The 19,476-nt window shown below is 28.2% G+C and carries 18 protein-coding genes; all 18 read right to left on the bottom strand.

The features are described from left to right. Positions 1–90: 90 nt before the first annotated feature. Positions 91–1,188, bottom strand: coding sequence for a glycosyltransferase family 4 protein (locus ACYUEX_RS01160; RefSeq protein ID WP_460286194.1), 1,098 nt, complete (start codon positions 1,186–1,188; stop codon positions 91–93). Then, complete coding sequence (locus ACYUEX_RS01155) at positions 1,188–2,318, bottom strand: glycosyltransferase (RefSeq protein WP_460286193.1); 1,131 nt, start codon at positions 2,316–2,318, stop codon at positions 1,188–1,190. The genes ACYUEX_RS01160 and ACYUEX_RS01155 overlap by 1 nt, the downstream gene beginning before the upstream one ends. Positions 2,319–2,339: 21 nt before the next feature. Further along, entirely contained in the window at positions 2,340–3,377 is a 1,038-nt protein-coding gene (locus ACYUEX_RS01150) for a mannose-1-phosphate guanylyltransferase (RefSeq protein WP_460286192.1), read from the bottom strand. A 39-nt stretch (positions 3,378–3,416) separates the two neighbouring features. Next, positions 3,417–4,073 (bottom strand): sugar transferase, encoded by a 657-nt coding sequence (locus ACYUEX_RS01145; protein WP_460286191.1) that lies wholly within the window; start codon positions 4,071–4,073, stop codon positions 3,417–3,419. A 363-nt stretch (positions 4,074–4,436) separates the two neighbouring features. Beyond that, entirely contained in the window at positions 4,437–6,191 is a 1,755-nt protein-coding gene (locus tag ACYUEX_RS01140) for a hypothetical protein (RefSeq protein WP_460286190.1), read from the bottom strand. A gap of 95 nt (positions 6,192–6,286) precedes the next feature. Next, positions 6,287–7,624: a lipopolysaccharide biosynthesis protein RfbH gene (gene rfbH / locus ACYUEX_RS01135; RefSeq protein WP_460286189.1), complete on the bottom strand. Its 1,338-nt coding sequence runs from the start codon at positions 7,622–7,624 to the stop codon at positions 6,287–6,289. A gap of 3 nt (positions 7,625–7,627) precedes the next feature. Then, positions 7,628–8,686, bottom strand: coding sequence for a CDP-glucose 4,6-dehydratase (rfbG, locus tag ACYUEX_RS01130; RefSeq protein WP_460286188.1), 1,059 nt, complete (start codon positions 8,684–8,686; stop codon positions 7,628–7,630). Positions 8,687–8,688: 2 nt separating this feature from the next. Beyond that, positions 8,689–9,459, bottom strand: coding sequence for a glucose-1-phosphate cytidylyltransferase (rfbF, locus tag ACYUEX_RS01125; protein ID WP_460286187.1), 771 nt, complete (start codon positions 9,457–9,459; stop codon positions 8,689–8,691). A gap of 62 nt (positions 9,460–9,521) precedes the next feature. Beyond that, positions 9,522–10,208, bottom strand: a complete 687-nt coding sequence (locus ACYUEX_RS01120; protein ID WP_460286186.1) for an LbetaH domain-containing protein — start codon at positions 10,206–10,208, stop codon at positions 9,522–9,524. After that, positions 10,208–10,687, bottom strand: coding sequence for a GtrA family protein (locus ACYUEX_RS01115; RefSeq protein ID WP_460286185.1), 480 nt, complete (start codon positions 10,685–10,687; stop codon positions 10,208–10,210). Before ACYUEX_RS01115 ends, ACYUEX_RS01120 begins: the two co-directional genes overlap by 1 nt. After that, positions 10,671–11,648, bottom strand: coding sequence for a glycosyltransferase family 2 protein (locus ACYUEX_RS01110; protein ID WP_460286184.1), 978 nt, complete (start codon positions 11,646–11,648; stop codon positions 10,671–10,673). The genes ACYUEX_RS01115 and ACYUEX_RS01110 overlap by 17 nt, the downstream gene beginning before the upstream one ends. 56 nt (positions 11,649–11,704) lie before the next feature. Then, positions 11,705–13,513 carry an ArnT family glycosyltransferase gene (locus ACYUEX_RS01105; protein WP_460286183.1) on the bottom strand — a complete coding sequence of 603 codons (1,809 nt, stop codon included), beginning with the start codon at positions 13,511–13,513 and terminating at the stop codon, positions 11,705–11,707. Between the two features lie 15 nt (positions 13,514–13,528). Continuing rightward, complete coding sequence (gene neuC, locus ACYUEX_RS01100) at positions 13,529–14,692, bottom strand: UDP-N-acetylglucosamine 2-epimerase (protein ID WP_460286182.1); 1,164 nt, start codon at positions 14,690–14,692, stop codon at positions 13,529–13,531. Then, entirely contained in the window at positions 14,689–15,690 is a 1,002-nt protein-coding gene (neuB, locus tag ACYUEX_RS01095; protein ID WP_460286181.1) for an N-acetylneuraminate synthase, read from the bottom strand. Before neuB ends, neuC begins: the two co-directional genes overlap by 4 nt. After that, positions 15,669–16,328 carry an acetyltransferase gene (locus ACYUEX_RS01090; RefSeq protein ID WP_460286180.1) on the bottom strand — a complete coding sequence of 220 codons (660 nt, stop codon included), beginning with the start codon at positions 16,326–16,328 and terminating at the stop codon, positions 15,669–15,671. The genes neuB and ACYUEX_RS01090 overlap by 22 nt, the downstream gene beginning before the upstream one ends. Then, a complete protein-coding gene (locus ACYUEX_RS01085; protein ID WP_460286179.1) occupies positions 16,325–17,377 on the bottom strand; it encodes a sugar phosphate nucleotidyltransferase in 1,053 nt (350 codons plus the stop codon). Before ACYUEX_RS01085 ends, ACYUEX_RS01090 begins: the two co-directional genes overlap by 4 nt. Beyond that, the gene (locus ACYUEX_RS01080) at positions 17,367–18,566 is read right to left on the bottom strand and encodes a LegC family aminotransferase (protein WP_460286178.1); all 1,200 of its coding nucleotides are present in this window, start codon (positions 18,564–18,566) and stop codon (positions 17,367–17,369) included. The genes ACYUEX_RS01085 and ACYUEX_RS01080 overlap by 11 nt, the downstream gene beginning before the upstream one ends. Before the next feature lie 16 nt (positions 18,567–18,582). Then, positions 18,583–19,467 (bottom strand): NAD-dependent epimerase/dehydratase family protein, encoded by an 885-nt coding sequence (locus ACYUEX_RS01075; RefSeq protein WP_460286177.1) that lies wholly within the window; start codon positions 19,465–19,467, stop codon positions 18,583–18,585. Positions 19,468–19,476: the final 9 nt, after the last annotated feature.

The raw sequence follows: 19,476 nt of genomic DNA, 5'->3' as shown, positions 1-19,476 counted from the left end.
AAATCTCCACTGTATATTTTCCTTTCTACTAACAATTTATCATTCTAATGTAAAATCTATTTCTATATATAAACAAAAAAAATACTAAAATTATTTACTATATATTTTCCTACTTTTTATAGCGCATTTATTCCATGAGAATTTAAATGTATTAATCTTACCTAAGTTTGAGTATTTATTTCTTTCTTCTTCATTGTTACAAATACTTGCTAAAGCTTCATAAATTTCCTTAATATTATACGGATCTACCTTTATAGCTGCATCACCAACAACCTCTGGTATAGATGATGTATTCGATACAACACATGGGACTCCATAACTCATAGCTTCTAAAGGTGGTAACCCAAATCCCTCATAAAAAGAAACATAAGTGAAAATGTCACAGTTTTTATATAGAAACTTTAATTCATCATCATTTATTCTATCTGTAAAAATCACTTTATCTTTTAATTTTAGTTTTTCGACTACACTAAATACCTCTTCATATAACCATCCTTTTCCACCAGATATAATCAACTTATACTCATCTTTAAATGACCCCATATTATATGCTTTTATAAGTCCATCTATATTTTTACGTGGTGATATCGTACTAACTGTCAAAATATATTTTTCTTTTGATATCTCTTTTATATCTTTTCTCACATTTTTTATATTAATTTTCTCTTCTGAAAAATCATTAAAACCATTTAGAACAACATATGTTTTATTTTCTACCTTTTCACCATAAGCTTTTCTTATCTCTGATTTAGTGAATTTTGAAATAGATATTATTTTATTAGCTTTTTTTACGGAAATATTTGTTATAAAATTTTTCCATAACTTCGTTTTCCATGTGAATACATTCTTTAAACTCTTAAAAGCAATATCGTGAATAGTTATAATTACTGGATTTTTAGAAAAAATAGGTGCCATTGAATCTGGATAGTGTAAAATTGCATTAGGGTAAAGCTTATTTATTAAAAATGGTAATTTAAACTGCTCATATATATTTCTTTTAATACCACTTGTAATATTTTCTACAACTATTAAATCCTCACTGTTTATAAAAGAGAAAAGAGGTAAATCCTCTTTTCTTACTACTATTTTAATATCATTTTCTATTTTGTATAGCGCTTTACTTAATTCATAGCAATACCTACCAATACCACCACTTAATGTTGTTTGCAATGCATTAAATACTATCATTATTCACCTCTAATAACCTTCCAATGCTTTTCACTATTAAATTCATTATAGCACTCATTTATATATTTTTTTATTTTCTCTTTAAAAATTGATTCATCAAATTCCTCAGCATGTTTCCTAATTTTAACTTTATCAAAACTTATTTTATTAAATTTCTCTATAGCCTCATTTAATGAAGCTTCATTTTGTTCTTTGAAAAACACGCCAGTAATCTCATTAATAACAGTTTCTAACGCCCCGCCTTTTGCATATGCAATCACAGGTCTTCCGCTAGCCTGTGCCTCCAATGGAGTTATTCCAAAATCTTCTTCTCCTGGAAAAATAAAAGCTCTACACTTAGCATAGTATTCCTTAATTACATCATCTGGTTGCCTTCCTAAAAATTTAATATTTGAATTAGCAATTTTTTCAAGTTTTTCTCTATCTGGACCATCACCTATTATTACTAATGGCAGACCATTTTTGTTAAAAGCTTCTACTGCTACATCTATTCTTTTATACTCTTGTAGTCTTGATAAAATTAAAAAATACTCTTCATTTATATCACTTGGCTGAAATAGGCTACACCTTACAGGTGGATGTATAACTACTGATTCTCTTCTATAATGCTTCCAAATTCTTTTAGCTACGTTCTCTGAATTTGCTATAAAGTAATCCACTCTATCGGAAGATACATTATCCCATAGTCTCATACATGATAAAAAATATCCTAGCGCTTTATTTTTCAGATTACTTCCACCAGCCATCTTCCCAGCGTAATCATAAGAAAATTCCCATCCGTACCTCATAGGAGAGTGACAATAAGAAATATGCATTGTATTTGGATTAGTTATTACTCCTTTAGCTACACTAGAACTACTGCTTAAAACAATATCATATTCATTTAAATTAAAATTTTCTATAGCTGTAGGCATAAAGGGAAATAGCCTTCTATGATTTTCTATATTTTTTTTGCCTTTTTGTAAAGCTGAAACTCTAATATCTGCTTCTTTTAATGGTGAATCTAACCTTTCTCGGTTTGCTACTGTTGTGTAAATTGGTGCATTTGGATAAAGTTCTAAAAAATTTGTTAAAACTCTCTCTGCTCCTCCCATAAACGGTAGCCAATCATGTATTAATGCAACTTTCATACTTAACCTCTTCTTAAACTATTATATTTGTTCTTGATAATCTCTTAGATTATCCATATACTCTTTATTCACAATATATATTGCATCTTCTGTTTCAATTGCCATAGTATTATCTACACCAATCATAATAACCTTTTTAGTATTATTAACCACCATATTAGAAGTTGATTCAATTATATGAGTGTTATCATTTCCTATATTATTTTCATTATCCTTATCTCTATATCTCTCAATAGATTTCCATGTCCCTATATCATCCCAACCAATTTCACTTGGAATCACATATATTTTTTCACTTTTTTCCAATACTGCATAATCAATTGAAATAGAATCAGTTTTTTTGTAATTACTATTAATAAATTTCTGTATTTTATCTTCTTCAATTTTCTCAACATTATGTAGCACTTCATATGTAGATGGTATATGCTTCTTTATCTCATTTATTATATGCTTGGTTTTCCATAAGAACATTCCACCATTCCATAAGTATTTACCTTCATTTAAGTATTGCTTTGCTAAATCCAAGTTAGGTTTTTCAACAAATTTAATAACTTTATTTATTCCTAATCTAACATCATCTCCACATTTAATATACCCATACCCTGTTTCTGCTCTATCAGGTTTCATGCCTAAAGTTAATATTCCATTATTAATATCTTCTAAAAAACTACTTCCATTAATTATAATATTTCTAAACTTATCCTCATTCCTAATTAGATGGTCTGATGGTAAAACAATCATTGTTGCATCACCATAATATCTTTTTATAACTAATGCTGATAATGCTATACAAGGGGCTGTATTTCTCCCCTCTGGCTCTATAATTATATTTTTTTCTGGTAAATCCGGCAATTGCTCTTTAATTAATTTTACATATTTTTCACCAGTACAAACAAATATTTTTTCAATCGGTATTATAGGTAATATTCTATCAACAGTCATCTGTATCATAGTTTTAGTTCCAATTAAGTTAAGGAATTGTTTAGGTTTTTCCTCTGTAGATAATGGCCAAAATCTTGTCCCTTTTCCCCCAGCCATTATCAGTGCACATATATTCATAATTTATCCTCCAAAAACTTATAATTACTTACTTATTAATTATGCTGCATTACTATCTCCAAATAAGACAAAAAATGTTTTAAATATAAGCTTTATATCTAGCCATAAACTTCTCTCATCTACATATTTAGCATCTAGCTTCATCCAATCCTCAAAGTCAATATTATTTCTTCCCATTACTTGCCAAAAACAAGTAAGCCCTGGCTTAACATCAAGTCTCTTTAGCATCCAAGGTTCAAAATCATTAACCTCACTAGGTAGACTTGGTCTTGGACCAACTAAACTCATCTCCCCCTTTAGTATATTAACTAATTGAGGTAATTCATCAACACTTGTCTTCCTGATAAGCTTTCCAATTTTTGTTATTCTCGGGTCATCCTTTATCTTAAACATCGGTCCAGACATTTCGTTTTGTTCAATTAATTTTTCTTTAATTTCTTCAGCATTTACTACCATTGACCTAAGCTTGTACATATTGAACTCTTTACCATTTTTACCCACTCTTTTTTGAGTAAAAACAATAGGTCCTTTAGACTCCAACTTTATTAATATTCCAATAATTATTAAAATAGGACTTAACAATATTAATCCACATAATGAACCAATAATATCAATTATTCTTTTTATGAAGTTATATATCGTTTTATTTTCTTTTTTTCTTATATCAACATTAACATCTAAATTTATATTGCTCATAAAGCCTTCCCCCTATTAGAATATATGAACTTCTGCATAATTATTCTTTAACATCGCTATATTTTAGCACAAATAATTATATCATATATGTGTATTAAAACAAACACATGCAAGCAATTACCATTTTTTCTTTTTTATAAATTTAATTGTATTATTTTAAAATTACAATTAAACTTTACTATATTGATCAAAATTTTTTATTTTCTTTTAATAATCACTTTGTATTTAAATAAATATATATATATATATATTGTCGAATTTTGTATTATTTATATTAATAAAAAAATAATTATAATGTCTCTTTTAAGATGACATTATAATTATTTCCACATTTTTATATTACGATCCTATATTTATAAGTAATCATATATTAAGCTTTATAAATACATATCTATTATTATTACTATATATTGGAGAATTTCCTCCAATATTTGATATTCTATTAATTATATTTTTAAGTTCCTCCTCATTTTCATACCCAAACTTATCTATAAAAATTCCGTTAAATCCTTTATTGGATATATCTTCTACAAGCTCTTCTGGACTCTTTTGAGAAACCTCTTTTAACCATAAATCATTTTGCTTCCCTTTTATACTACCATAGCTCCAATATAATTGCTTTGAATGCAGATATGGTTTTAGCATATCATAATACTCCATCTTAAATAAAGAAGGTTCTTCCGGAAACGGAATATATGGTAACTGTAATATTTTGCTGCCAAGTTCAGTATTTTTTTCTATTGTATTTATAAATTTTGCATCTTCATTATATTCTAATGAAATCTCATTATATTTAGGTATGAACCTAGGTGATGTTTGATCATATATACCAATCGAAATCACTAATATACCTAGGATAAACATAATCTTCCTATTATTTTCAAACTTTTTATATATTTTATCTAATAAATGAACTACAACAATAATTGAAAAAAATGATATAAAAACACTTATTCTATTATAGCTTCTAATCATATCAGTCAATAAGAAAGCAACTATCGTACTAAATCCCCCTATAGTTGCTAATAATACTGCCCCTAAATTTAACAATCCAATATTTCTAATTAATTTATCATTTCGATCTATATAAATATAAGCCAAAGATATTAAAAACCCTATGCTCCCTATAATTCCTAAAGCAGCTGTCCCATTTTCATTAACTAAAGGGGCTCGTTGCTCATATAAATCTTTTTTATTTTCAAGATAATTTATTCTATGCCCAGTTACAGGAAGAAGTAATTGTGCAATCTTCAGCCCATATATTTCACTTTCTGTTGAAGATCTTTCCACAGAAGATACCTTTTCACCATCATTAGCATTATATAATATATGTGGTACTAAATTAATGAAACAACCCAATACAATCATAAAAACTATTATGATAGAAGATAAAAACTTTCTTATATTGTTTACTCTAAAGCTAGCTATTATACCAGCTAAAACCAAAAAGAAACATGAAAAATATGCATAGTAAACACCAGAAGATGCGATTAATAAGCTTAGTATAGCTATAGCACATGTTCTCAAATTCCAAAACTCAAATTTATATCTATCTCCTTTAAGAGAAAAAAACACATCTTCTTCTGTAGCAATCATAATTATTAACATTATAGCTAAAGGAACAATATAATAAGCGCTAAGAAAAATATGATTCTCTCCTCTCATAAAGTGATATGGAATAAATGTATATAATAAACTACCTATTATACTTGGAAATGAACTAATCTTTAATTTTAGTAAAACAGTAAGTGATGTTATTGTAGTTAGTGGAAATGTCAAAAGATAGAATATATTTAACGCTAATCCATAATCATTAGTAAATAATGTTATACATCTTGCAATTAAAATATGTAACCAATCACTCATCGGTGTCTCTAACGAACTTAAATAAGAAGGATATCCTATAAACTTATTAACTATCATTGAATTATTATCTATTAATCCTTTGAAAAAAGTAGCGACAGACAATCCATCTCCCTCATATGTGAATGGTATTCTAAAATCTGCATTCCATAATTCCATAGTAAATATCATAATTATAATTGATATAGTTACAGCAATAAAATATGTTAAGAAAATTCTATTCCTTAAATCATTACATTTACTTATCTTTTTCATAAAATTATTCAGTATTTTCACCCTCTCATTTAAATTATTCTTATATAAGTTATAAGTGGAATAACATATATTCCACTTATAACCTGTTTCACCTATTAATTTAAATAATCTCTTATAGTCTTTATCATGAAGTCTATCATTTCATCAGTCATCCCTGGATAAACCCCTATCCAGAAGGTATCATTCATTATTCTATCTGTATTAATCAGACTTCCAACTATTCTATATCCTTCACCTTTTCTTCTCATTTCATTAAAACATGGATGTTTAGTTAAATTTCCTGCAAATAACATTCTAGTTTGAATTCCATTTCCCTCTATGTGTTCTATTAAGGAATTTCTATCAACTCCGTCTTTAACAGTTATTAAGAATCCAAACCAACTCGGTATAGAATTTCTTTCTGATTCAGGAAGTATAATCTTATTCTCTAATCCACTTAATCCAGCTTTTAGTCTATTAAAGTTATTAATTCTTCTCTCAATAAATGTTGGAAACTTTTCAAGTTGAGCAACTCCTATAGCAGCCTGCATATCAGTAACTTTTAAGTTATAACCAAAATGTGAGTAAACATATTTATGATCATATCCTACAGGAAGTTCTCCATATTGTTTACTAAATCTATTCTTACATAGATTATCCATTCCAGATGGGCATACACAATCACGCCCCCAATCCCTTAATGATTTTATAATTTTATTTAATATTGGATTATTTGTATAAACTGCTCCACCTTCACCCATAGTCATATGATGTGGAGGATAAAAGCTTGATGTCCCAATATCACCAATTGTCCCTGTATATTTAGTTACTCCATCTATTGTATACTTTGAGCCTAGTGCATCGCAATTATCTTCAACTAACCACAAATTATTCTTTATACAGAAATCCTTAACTGCCTTTAAATTAAATGGATTTCCTAATGTATGAGCTATTATTACAGCTTTAGTCTTATCTGATAAAGCTTCTTCTAGCATGTTTATGTCTATATTATATTGTGGTATTGTAACATCAACAAAAACCGGAATAGCACCATATTGAATTAATGGAGCTACAGTAGTTGGAAATCCAGCTGCTACTGTAATTACTTCATCTCCACGTTTTATTGCTCTTTCTTTTAACAATGGAGATGTTAATGCCATAAATGCTAATAAGTTTGCTGATGATCCAGAATTTACTAAAGCCGTATATTTTACTCCTAAAAATTCACCTAATTTTTTTTCAAATATGTTCGTATATCTTCCTGAAGTAAGCCAAAACTCTAATGAACTATCTACTAAATTTACCATTTCATCTTTATCATAAACTCTTGATGCATAAGTTATACGATCTCCGGGATTAAATTTCTTATTATTATTATGATATTTATCACAATATTCAGCTACTAAGCCTAAAATTTCTTCTCTTGCTTGATTTTCATTCATATTCTCAAACATGTTTTATCTCCTATCTTCCATAAATTTATCTATTTGTCTACTCATCGTTCTACTAATGTCATTATTATTTATATAGTCTTTTGTAAATTCTATAGTTTTATCTACTGCTATTTCAATATTCCAAGTCGGAGTCCATCCAAAAATGCCTTTTACTTTTGAGCAATCTAATTTTAAAAAATTTGCTTCATGCGGTCCATCTACATTCTTATTTTCCCAACTTTGCCCTTGTCCCCACTTCTCACAAAATATACTAACTAAAGATCCTGTTGTAACACAATCAGAATCATCTGGACCTATATTATAATTTCCACTATATTTTTCTTTATCTTCATATTGCTTTTGAGCAATCATCAAATAGCTAAATATGGGCTCTAATACGTGTTGATATGGCCTTATTGAATTAGGATTTCTAACTACTATCTTATCATTTTTAATAGCTGCTCTTATACAATCTGGAATAATTCTATCATTTGCAAAATCTCCTCCACCAATTACATTACCAGCTCTAGCAGTAGAAATTGATATGTTTTTAGTATTTAGAAATGAATTCTTATAACTTTCTGTAACTAACTCTGAACAAGATTTACTATTTGAATATGGATCAAATCCACAAAGATTATCATCTTCCCTATATCCCCAAAACCACTCATTGTTTTTATATACCTTATCAGTTGTAACATTTACAAAACTTTTCACAGATTCAGTTAATCTAATGGCTTCTAAAATATTAACTGTTCCCATTACATTTGTCTCAAAGGTATATACTGGATTATCATATGAATCTCTTACTATTGGTTGTGCTGCTAAGTGAAATACTACCTCTGGCTCTTCTTTTTTTAATACATTAGATAAATTATGTAAATCTCTAATATCGCCAATATATGATCTCATCTCATCTTCAATACCTGATATCTCAAATAGGTTTGGACTTGTCGGTGGCTCTAATGAGTATCCTATTACCTCTGCTCCTAATTTTAATAAGGTTTTACATAGCCATGTGCCTTTAAATCCAGTATGACCTGTTACTAAAACTCTTCTATTTTTATAGAAGTCTCTATTCATAATCACCACACCTTCCACGGAGCCTTATTTTTTTCAATTAGCTCATCAAGCTCTAATTTATCTCTCAATGTATCCATACACTTCCAAAATCCATCATGTTTATATGCAACTAACTGATTATTATTAGCCATTTTTTCAAGAGGTTCTTTTTCAAAAACTGTGCTATCACCATCAATATGATTAAATATTTCTGGTTCTAAAACCATAAACCCACCATTTATCCAACCTCCGTCATCTTTAGTCTTTTCTCTGAAAGAATGTATTGAACAATCCTTATTTATTCCTAAAGCTCCAAATCTTCCTCCTGGTTGGATAGCTGTCATTGTAACAACTTTTCCATGTTCATTATGAAACTTAACTAAATCATTTATATTTACATCACTTACTCCATCTCCATAAGTTAACATAAACGGTTCATTTCCTATATATTCTTTAACTCTTTTAACTCTTCCACCAGTCATAGTATTAAGACCTGTATCAACTAAAGTTACTTTCCAAGGCTCTGAATAATTATTATGAACAGTCATTTGATTATTTTTTAAATCAAATGTTATATCTGACGTATGTAAAAAATAATCAGCAAAAAACTCTTTTATTACATAACTTTTATATCCTAAACAAATAACAAAATCATTATATCCAAAGCTTGAATAATATTTCATTATATGCCATAGAATAGGTTTATCACCTATTTCTATCATTGGTTTAGGTTTTAAATGAGATTCTTCACTTATTCTTGTTCCAAATCCTCCCGCTAAAATTACAACTTTCACTTTTATTCCCCCTACTTTAAATATTATATTATACCTTTAAACCATATTTACTCTTAAACAAATCATTCTATAGGTACATTAAAATAACTTTGTGCTTTACACATTTTCTTTCTTTTAATTACTTCAACATTCCCCATAGAGTTTGTATACACAATGGAATCATTTTCAATCTCTTTGTTGTACACCATTGTATTTACACCTATTGACACTCTATCTCCAATAGGTTTATTTCCTATAATCTTTGCTCCTGCTCCTAAAAATACACCTTTCCCAATTTTGGGTGCCCTATTATTATTACTATCACAATCTGTATTTATAGTTACATTTTGTAATATAACTAAGAAGTCTGAATAATTAGCGTTGCCTATAATTGTTCCTACAGGATGCCCTAGCAAAAATATATTTGGAAGCTCGGCCTTATAAGAATAGAATATTCCATTTAAAGCTTTATTTAAAAATATTAATTTATCGCATATTGGTTTATTTTCTGATTGCTTCCATAAACTATTTGATAAATAATATAAAAATTGACTATATTGATCTGAATGTAGATGAGAGAAATTTGCGTCTTTTCCATTGGTATATCCATTAAGTGTTATATGTTTAAAACACCATTCAGTTCTCTCTAATGCATATTTAAAGGCTATATCAACATCATTTCCCTTAAAAGAATATTTATCAGGAAAATTAAATTGTAATTGTCTTCCAACATAGTCTTTCAGCTCATTCTCTCTTAATGATAAATGCATTAATTTTCCCCCTTAAATACCCAAAACTTATTTAATATATAATTAGCTGGAATAGTTATAGGTAATGATAAAAACGGAGCAATATACTTATTTAGATGCCATACATCTAAATATAAATAAAGTAAAATTATTCCTAGTAGTAAATTTCCACCGTACACTACTGTAAATTTAACCGCTGTAGTTTTCTTTTTATTAGAGCTATCTTTAAACACCCATACCTTATTCCATATATAAGCATTTAACATACTAGCTAAAAATGAAATTATATTAGCAATTTGTGGATGTAAATTAAAATAAACTAATATTGCATATATTCCATATGCAACTATAGTATTACTTACACCTACTATGCCAAAATTAATAAATTGCATTAACCATGGGAAAACTTTAAAAATCTTATTTAAAAATGGTATCCATTCAACTAATTTATCTGAGAATGTTATCTCTTCTTTATTGCTAGTTTTATACTCTTTCTGCAACCTTAATGTTCACTTCACTTTCAATATTATTTTCGAAGTTTATTCTCTTCTTCTCTACTACTAATGGTCTTCTAGTTACTCTTGTTAAAATTGCACCAATATATTCACCAAGCACTCCAATAAATGCAAGTTGTATAGAACCAAGAAAAAATAAACCTATAACCAAAGGAGCTATCCCTATATTAAAACTATTCCAATATATTATCTTCAGCATGAAGTATATAATTCCTATAATAAATGAAATAGCTGACATAATAAAGCCTACATAACTAGCAATTCTTAAAGGTACCTGTGATGAGTTTATCATTCCATTTATAGCTGTGTCTATATATCTAAATAAATTATAACTTGATTTTCCAGCTCTTCTTTTTGGTTGCACATACTGCACTAGTCCTACTTCGTAACCTAACTCTGCAATTGTTCCTCTAAAATATGGATTTGGATCATCTATCCACCTCATCATCTTAATTACCTCTTTATCATACAATCCAAATCCAGTAACATTTTCAAGTTGATCTGAAGATGAAGCTTTTTTTATAATCTTATAATAAAGAGTTCTAATTGAAAACATGATTTTACTTTCTTCACTTTCACTCTTTTGGCCAAATACTACTTTATACCCTTCTTCCCACTTCTTAATAAAATCTGGTATTAATTCTGGTGGCTCTTGAAAGTCGCAAGCTAGTCCTATTACAGCATCACCTTTTGCCTGTAATAAGGCATATCCACCTGAACGACCTGGTCCAAAGTTTCTTGCATTTAAAATAACCTTTACTCTAGCATCCTCTTCTGCAATTTCACATAATATTTCTCCTGTTCTATCTGTAGAACAATTATCTATAAATATGTGCTCATATTCATAATTTTCAATACTTTCGAATACCCTTTTTATACTTTGAAACATATTGTATACATTTCCTTCTTCATTATAGCAAGGTGTTACAATACTAATCTTTTTCACTCAGAATTCATCTCCTTTAATTTTAAAGTACTACTATTCATTTTTTACTAATACATTCATTTCTTTACTTTTTTATAAAGTGCCATACTTCTTGAAACTCCAAAAGTTGTGAAATTTCTTTCAAAAACCTTTATAGGATATACCGTGTACTCACTGTTTTGAAAAACCACATTGTCTATAAAGTTTTTTTCTCCCTCAATTGATGGGTTAAAATAATAATCAAAATAGTATTCTACTCCATCTTCTTCAATAAACTCACCTATTTTACTATAAGTATTCAAAACTGGCTTTATATCATTATATAGTGCAAATCCATTCTCATACTCTCCTAAAACATAATTATCTTTAGCCACCTTTCCCAATTCAACCATAACTTGTTTTTCCGTGAATGTAGGATTTATATAAACATACTTGATTGACATGTATAAGCTTAAAGAAAGAGAAATTATTATGCTTATAAATAAGAAAGTTAAATTTAAATTTTCATTAAATGCTTTCTTAAATAAATTTATCACTTGACATATTATTATAATTAGTACTGAAGATATTCCTAATACTATAATTAATAGTTTATCTATTCTTTCAAAATCATTAATAGTTCCATCACTAAAAATAAACATTCTAAATGAAATAGCACAAATTGTAATGGAAGTCACAATTAATAATAATACTAAACTTGAAATCTTAAGTTTTATCCTTTTATTTTTTTCTTTTATACCTATTATCTTTTCAATAATGTCTTTAATATAAAAACTCATCAAGAAAATATTTACTATAAGAACTGGATAAATAACTATTATCTTTCTTATTATATAATCCTGAGAATATAAAGTTTGTAATAGTAATCCTATTATAGCTGTTACTGAAAAAAGTAAAATTTCATTTTTTTGTTTTATTGCATTATATAAATTTACTACTAATGAAATGAGACTAGCTGCTAATAATAAAGGATTATAAAGAAATATATTTGAACTTAAAAACATCACTATATTCTTAAAATATCCTTTGATAGCATTACTTGTCTCATAACCACTAACGGAACTGAAGTCCTTTATAGCGGAAAACATATTAGCTATACCTGATGTATCCCAAACAATTCTATAATATGGTTCTACTATTAATATGGCTACTCCTACCCCTAGAAGAAAAAAAGCAGAATTCATAAAGAATGTTTTATATTTCTTCTCTAATAAATATAATAATAATACTAACCCGCAAGGTATATAAATAAATACATTTGTTATATATACAAATAAAATTGATAAGGTTGAAATTATTCCTAAAGAAAAATATCTTAACTTATCTTTATCTCTCAACTTTATATAAAAATAAACAGCGAGAATATTCATAAATGCTCTTACTATACTAGGTTCTACTACCCTACTTGCTACTAAAAAGGTAAAATCTGTAGCTAAAAATAGCATTATCATAAGTATAAACCATTTTCTCTTAATAGAATGCTCCGCATAATATTTAGTTAATTCTTTAAGAGTTAAGTATATAAGTATAAAAATTGCTAATGAACATATTATAGATACCATTCTATATCCATAATAATTATCTCCTAAAAGCCTCATAGACAAATATGATATACCATTTCCTATAACATTAACCCTCACATGTGGAGGAGTATATACTTCTATATTAAAATCACTTATAGATGGATTCATTTCTCCGTGGTTAATCTTATTTAAAGCAAGTATTGAATAACTTCCCTCATCAATAGGTTGGTAATTTACTATTCCCCAAGGAGGTAAATCACTATCTAAATTAATTATTCTCAAGGAAAAGATTAAACATATAAATAGAGCAAAAATGATGTATATTTTTTTGCTATTAATTATATTTGATAATATATTTTTCATATCATGTTCCCTATCTTATAAATTATAAAATGTTTTCTTTAAATTGATTTTATTTTTTAGCAAATACTCTTTAATAGTTTCTAAAATTTTTACTGATGTTGTTCCATCTCCATAAGGACTATTAAATACACTTATTTTATCATTAAATTCTTTACTTAGAGCCACTTCAATAGTACTCTTAATGTTACTATAATTAGCTTCACAGTTAATTATTGATTTCGCTTGAATTCTTCCCTTTTGTCTATCTCCTATGTTTACAGTTGGTATTTCAAAAGATGGAGATTCAATTATTCCACTTGACGAGTTTCCAATAACAATAGAACAATATTTCATTGCAGATAGATATCTTAACTGCCCCATACTATTGAAAGCAATAACTCTATTTTTATTAATTGCTACATATTCATCTATCATCTTATTTATAATTCGTCCATCTGAATCAGCATTTGCTTTTGTGATAATAAAACTCATATCTTCAAAACTATCAATTGCCTTTAGTAACTCCTTAAACTGCTCCTCAGATTTCCCAGATTCCATCGTTACCGGATGAAATGTAACAAGCCCAAATTTTTTATCTAAAGAAAATTCTATACTATTTTCTAACTCTTTTTTGCTCATAAGCTTCATCTTTTTTATATTCTCTACACCTAATGCCCCAACATTAAATACTCTATCAGGAGATTCTCCCATTTGAATTACTCTACGCCTATATTCTTCAGCACTTGTAAAGTGTAGATAACTCATTTTTGTAATTGAATGTCTTAAGAATTCATCAGTTGCTCCTTCAGTAGTCTCTCCTCCATGAATATGAGCTATAGGTATCTTACTTATTGCTGCTGCCGAGGCAGCTGCAAAAATTTCATATCTATCTCCTAATACAACTATCATATCTAAATGATTTTCTTCAAAATATTCTCCAAAACTAATCATGGCAAGTCCCATTGATTTATTTATTGAACTATCAGAGTCAGAACTTAATAGAATTTCAATTTTTTTATCAATTTTAAATCCATCAGATTCAATTAATTTATATGTTAATCCAAACTCAGGTGATAAGTGTGCTCCTGTCACAATCAGTTTTAATTCCAAATTATCGTCTACAGAAATTTTTTTTATTAATGGAAAAAGTAACCCATACTCTGCTCTTGTTCCTGTTATTACAGCTATTTTCTTTTTCATATCTCAATCAACTCATCCTCATTAAAATCTTTAATGGCTATAGTTCCTAGAATATCATACCACTTCATTGGACTTATACCATTTCCAGGTCTTTTTACAGTAATATTATTTTCCGTTAATAACTCACCTTTTTTTATGCATTTCTTTGCAACTATGCTTTTTCTTGCTATTTTTATATTTTTCTTCTCAGATTCAGTAACTTTTTTTACTCTACATCCCAATGCTTCTTCAATATTTCTAATCGATTTTACCATCATCTGTAATTCTTCGGGATTAAGACTAGCCTTATGATCTGGTCCTTCCATCTCTTTATCTAATGTAAAGTGTTTTTCTATAACAGATGCTCCAAGAGCTGCTGCTGCAATTGGAACCTCAATACCAATAGTATGATCTGAGTATCCAATATCTACATCTAATTTTTCCTTAATGTATTTCATTGCTTTCAAATTCACATCTCCAAATGGTGTTGGATACTCTGTATTACAATGAAGTACCGTTATTTCTTTCGCTCCATTCTTTTTTAAAATTCTAATCGCATCTTCAATTTCCTTTATTTCACTCATTCCAGTTGACATTATTAGAGGCTTGCCCGTTTTTGCAATCTTTTCCAAATACGGAAGATTAGTTATCTCTCCTGAAGGTATTTTATGTAATGGAACATCTAACTCTTCTAAAATATCTATACTATCTAAATCGAAAGCTGTTGATAAAAATAATATATTTTTCTCTCTACAATATTTAGACAAAAAAATGTGATCCTCATGATTTAATTCCAATTTCTTCAACATTTCATATTGACTATTATCACTTTTAGTGTTTTTTATTTGATAATCAGCTTTTTTAGCTTTTTTAGAAACTATATTACTAGCCTTAAATGTTTGAAATTTTACTGCATCAACGCCTGCATCTTTCGCTTTATCTATAAGCCTCATTGCATTTTCTATACTTCCATTATGATTAACACCAGCTTCAGCTATTATAAAAATATGCTTTTCCACTTTCCAACCTCCTTACAAGGTACTCCATACGCTTTTTTATTTGATATTACATTTGATACCACTACACTACCAGCCCCTATTAAGCACTCTTCTCCAATTGAAATTCCTTGAATTATAGAGGAACCTATTCCAATATGTGTGTAATTCCCAATAGTTATATTTCCTGATAAGACAGATCCAGGTCCTATATGAACATATTCTCCAATTTTGCATTCGTGTTCTACTACTGCAGCAGTATTAATTATAGACATTTTCCCAACTTTACAATCTGAATTAATTATTGCACCTTTGCCGATATAACATCCTGAATCAATAACTACATTATCTGCTAAAATAGAATAATTATCTATAATAGATGGAACAGAATACCCTATACTAATTATATTATCATATATTTTTTTTCTTAGACTACAGTTTCCAATACTACCTATTGTAATAAAAGCATGCTTTACACCTGATTTATAGATATTTATTAAATCATTGTCATCACCTATTATTGGTATAGATGAAATTTTCATTCCTATCTTTTCACAAGTATCTATTATACCTACTATTTCATATTCATTAGATTTCTTTATGCTATCTATTACACTTTTACAGTGTCCTCCGCCGCCTATCAAAATAATTTTTTTCATCATTGTTCTTCTAATACCTTTATCATATTCTCCATTTCCTCAATTTGCCCCATATCAAGCCATTGATTTTCAGAAAGAGGATAGACACCCACATTCTCATTTTTATCCATGTATTTTTGAACTATCTCTGGCATATGAATGAATGTATTAGGCTCTAAATCATCTATAACCTCAGGTTCTATTAAGTATAAACCAGTGTTAGTTAAAAAAGATATCTCTGGCTTCTCTTTCATAGATTTAATATTGCCATTGTCATCTAAATTCATCACTCCATATGGAATTGTTATATTCTTAAGTGCACAAACTACAGTAATTTTATTTTTTTTCTGTTTGTGGTATTTATATATATTTCCATAATTTGCATCTATTAAGATATCACAGTTTGATAGAAAAAATGTTGAATTTATTTTTCCCTTTAATAATGATAATCCTCCACCCGTTCCTAGAAATTCTTTCTCATCTTCATATATTAGTTCATAGTTTTTTTCAATTTCTCCAAAATATGATTTTATCATATTGCTTTTATGATTAACTATTAGGCGAAATTGATTACAATTATACTTATTAAATCTATTAATTATATGTTGAATTATTGGTATATCCCCTATTGGAATTAACGGCTTTGGTAATATTTTAGTGTAAGGATACAACCTCGTACCTTTTCCTCCCGCCATAATTACTACTGGGACTTTATCTTTTATAGTATCAGAAGATGAAATTAACTCATCATTATCCCAAAATGTAGCTCTTATAACTTGACCTAAATCATTTACTATAGGAAATACCATCATCTTGTTATTCTTTAATTTTTCTGTCTTTATATCATCATGTTCATGAAAAACTTTTGGATTTGGATTCATAGCTTCTTTAACTGGAGAGTTTAAATTTCCATTTGATAAAATAAACCTTCTCATATCCCCATCAGTAAAAATGCCCTTAAGTTTTTCATCTTTATCAACAATAAATACAGTTTTTTTACCAAGTGAATCTATTGCCTTTATTGCATCTTTTACTGGTGTTTCCAAATCAACAAAGTATTTCTTAATATCCATAACTATCACCTATTTTCTCAAGTTCAAACTTTAGAATCTCATTACATACTCTATCAACTTCTTCTTTAGTTAAATTGCTACTACAAGGTAAATTTATGATACTATCATAAAATTCTGAAGCTGTTTCATAACCGATACAATTATATTTTTCAAAAGGCTTTTGTGTATGATTTAACTTCCATATAGGTCTTGTTTGGATATTTTTACTTTGTAAATAATTTATTAATTCATCTCTCAACTTATAATCTGGCTTATTTAACTTAAATGAATAGAACCAATAATTAGGGTGTATATTTTCATTAAAGTTAACCATTTTTCCAAGTGATGAATCTACTAATCTTTCTTTATAATATCTATAGTTTTCTTCTTTATTCCTTATAAAGTCATTTAATTTTTCCAGCTGTCCTATACCTATGGCAGCTTGGATATTAGTCATTCTATAATTATATCCAACTTCGTTATGTACAAAATACACTTGATCGTCCTTAGCTTGAGTAGACAGATATTTAATTTTCTCAATTAACTTACTATCTTGAGAAACTACCATTCCACCACCGCCAGTTGTAATAATCTTATTTCCATTGAAAGAAAAAACCCCTAAGTGACCTATTGTTCCTGCATACCTTCCTTCATACTTTCCATTAGCATACTTTGTTCCTAACGCTTCTGTTGCATCTTCGATAATATATAATTTATACTTTTCACATATATCCACAAGTGCTTCCATATTAGCAATATCTCCAAAGACATGTACTGGCATTACTGCTTTAACTCTTGCTCCCGTTGCTTTATCTATTAAGCTATTTTCATTAAAATCACATTGATTTTCTATATAATCTCTAATTTGATCTATATTAATACACATATTATCATCACAATCAATAAATATTGGTGTAGCTTTTTCATACATTAATGAATTAATAGTAGCTATAAAAGTTAGTGTTGGTACTAGTACTATATCTCCCTCGGAAATATCCAATACCCTAAGACACAAATGCAGTCCTGCTGTTCCTGATTGACATGCACATGCGCTCTTTACGTTTAGATATTTAGAAAATTTTTCTTCAAACGTTGTTATATAACTACCTGCTGTAGATACCCATTCTGATTCTATTGCCTCTGTTACGTATTTAAGTTCATTTCCCTTAATATTAGGTACAGATAGCGGAATAAACATTTCTTTTCCCATCTTACAAATACTCCTTTTATCTAGTCTCCTTTAATATTGAATAATCAATAATATCCTTATTTTCATAATAATACTTGTATAACTTAGTAATTGCACTCTTGTAATCTGTTAATCTAAGATTTGGGATTTCCTTTAATAATCTATCATTATTAGCTGTATATGATAAGTTAAACCCTTCGGTATTAAGTAGTTTAACTTCTAAATTCTTCCCACTAACTTCATTTACTATTTTAGCGATGGATACTAGATCTAAAGCCTTTCCATAACATACATTATAATCTTTATATTTTGGAGTATTTTCAATAAACCACTCAATAATTATCGGTAAATCATCTATATACAAAAAGTCAAACCAACAATTTTTGCGCACAGTTAAAGGTAAATCATATACTGCTTTACAACAAAGATTTGAAATAAACTTAGACTGCCAATACTCATATTTACCATATATACCAAATAATCTCATATTATATATATTATCTGATTTAATAGCATTATCATTCATAATATATTTTGTAAATCCATATGGATCTATTGGTATAGATATTCCGATATCATCTTCCTTTACCATATTTATTGAAAATCTCTTATCAAACTCTGCTCCAGATCCAAAATATATTAATTTTTCTAGCTTTGTTGATAATTTAGCTAGATTAAAATACATTCTTAAATTATTTTCAATTTCGCCATCTATTCCTTTAGTACGAGGATTATGAACTGCTGAGTGAATAACGTTAGATATACTATTTTCACTTATATACTTTTCCAATGCGTTATAATCACATAAATCCAACTCCTTACTAGATGGAGAGTAAATATTATATTTAATGGCCAACATTTCCTTTAAATTCCTTCCAACAAATCCATTTGGACCTGCCCCAGTAATAAGTATGTTTTTCATGACAACCTC

The sequence above is a fragment of the Clostridium sp. CTA-7 genome (assembly GCF_054768095.1).
The sequence above is the reverse complement of the archived record's forward strand: the minus strand, read 5'-3'. Positions and strand labels throughout refer to the sequence as shown.

What these genes read in the sequence shown, in the direction of transcription:
- ACYUEX_RS01075 (WP_460286177.1), bottom strand. Translation starts at nt 19,467, where the DNA reads ATGAAAAACATACTTATTACTGGGGCAGGTCCAAATGGATTTGTTGGA.
- ACYUEX_RS01085 (WP_460286179.1), bottom strand. Translation starts at nt 17,377, where the DNA reads ATGGATATTAAGAAATACTTTGTTGATTTGGAAACACCAGTAAAAGAT.
- ACYUEX_RS01150 (WP_460286192.1), bottom strand. Translation starts at nt 3,377, where the DNA reads ATGAATATATGTGCACTGATAATGGCTGGGGGAAAAGGGACAAGATTT.
- ACYUEX_RS01080 (WP_460286178.1), bottom strand. Translation starts at nt 18,566, where the DNA reads ATGGGAAAAGAAATGTTTATTCCGCTATCTGTACCTAATATTAAGGGA.
- ACYUEX_RS01120 (WP_460286186.1), bottom strand. Translation starts at nt 10,208, where the DNA reads ATGCATTTATCATTAAGAGAGAATGAGCTGAAAGACTATGTTGGAAGA.
- rfbG (WP_460286188.1), bottom strand. Translation starts at nt 8,686, where the DNA reads ATGAATAGAGACTTCTATAAAAATAGAAGAGTTTTAGTAACAGGTCAT.
- ACYUEX_RS01160 (WP_460286194.1), bottom strand. Translation starts at nt 1,188, where the DNA reads ATGATAGTATTTAATGCATTGCAAACAACATTAAGTGGTGGTATTGGT.
- ACYUEX_RS01145 (WP_460286191.1), bottom strand. Translation starts at nt 4,073, where the DNA reads ATGAGCAATATAAATTTAGATGTTAATGTTGATATAAGAAAAAAAGAA.
- neuC (WP_460286182.1), bottom strand. Translation starts at nt 14,692, where the DNA reads ATGAAAAAGAAAATAGCTGTAATAACAGGAACAAGAGCAGAGTATGGG.
- rfbH (WP_460286189.1), bottom strand. Translation starts at nt 7,624, where the DNA reads ATGTTTGAGAATATGAATGAAAATCAAGCAAGAGAAGAAATTTTAGGC.
- ACYUEX_RS01155 (WP_460286193.1), bottom strand. Translation starts at nt 2,318, where the DNA reads ATGAAAGTTGCATTAATACATGATTGGCTACCGTTTATGGGAGGAGCA.
- ACYUEX_RS01140 (WP_460286190.1), bottom strand. Translation starts at nt 6,191, where the DNA reads ATGAAAAAGATAAGTAAATGTAATGATTTAAGGAATAGAATTTTCTTA.
- ACYUEX_RS01090 (WP_460286180.1), bottom strand. Translation starts at nt 16,328, where the DNA reads ATGATGAAAAAAATTATTTTGATAGGCGGCGGAGGACACTGTAAAAGT.
- ACYUEX_RS01105 (WP_460286183.1), bottom strand. Translation starts at nt 13,513, where the DNA reads ATGAAAAATATATTATCAAATATAATTAATAGCAAAAAAATATACATC.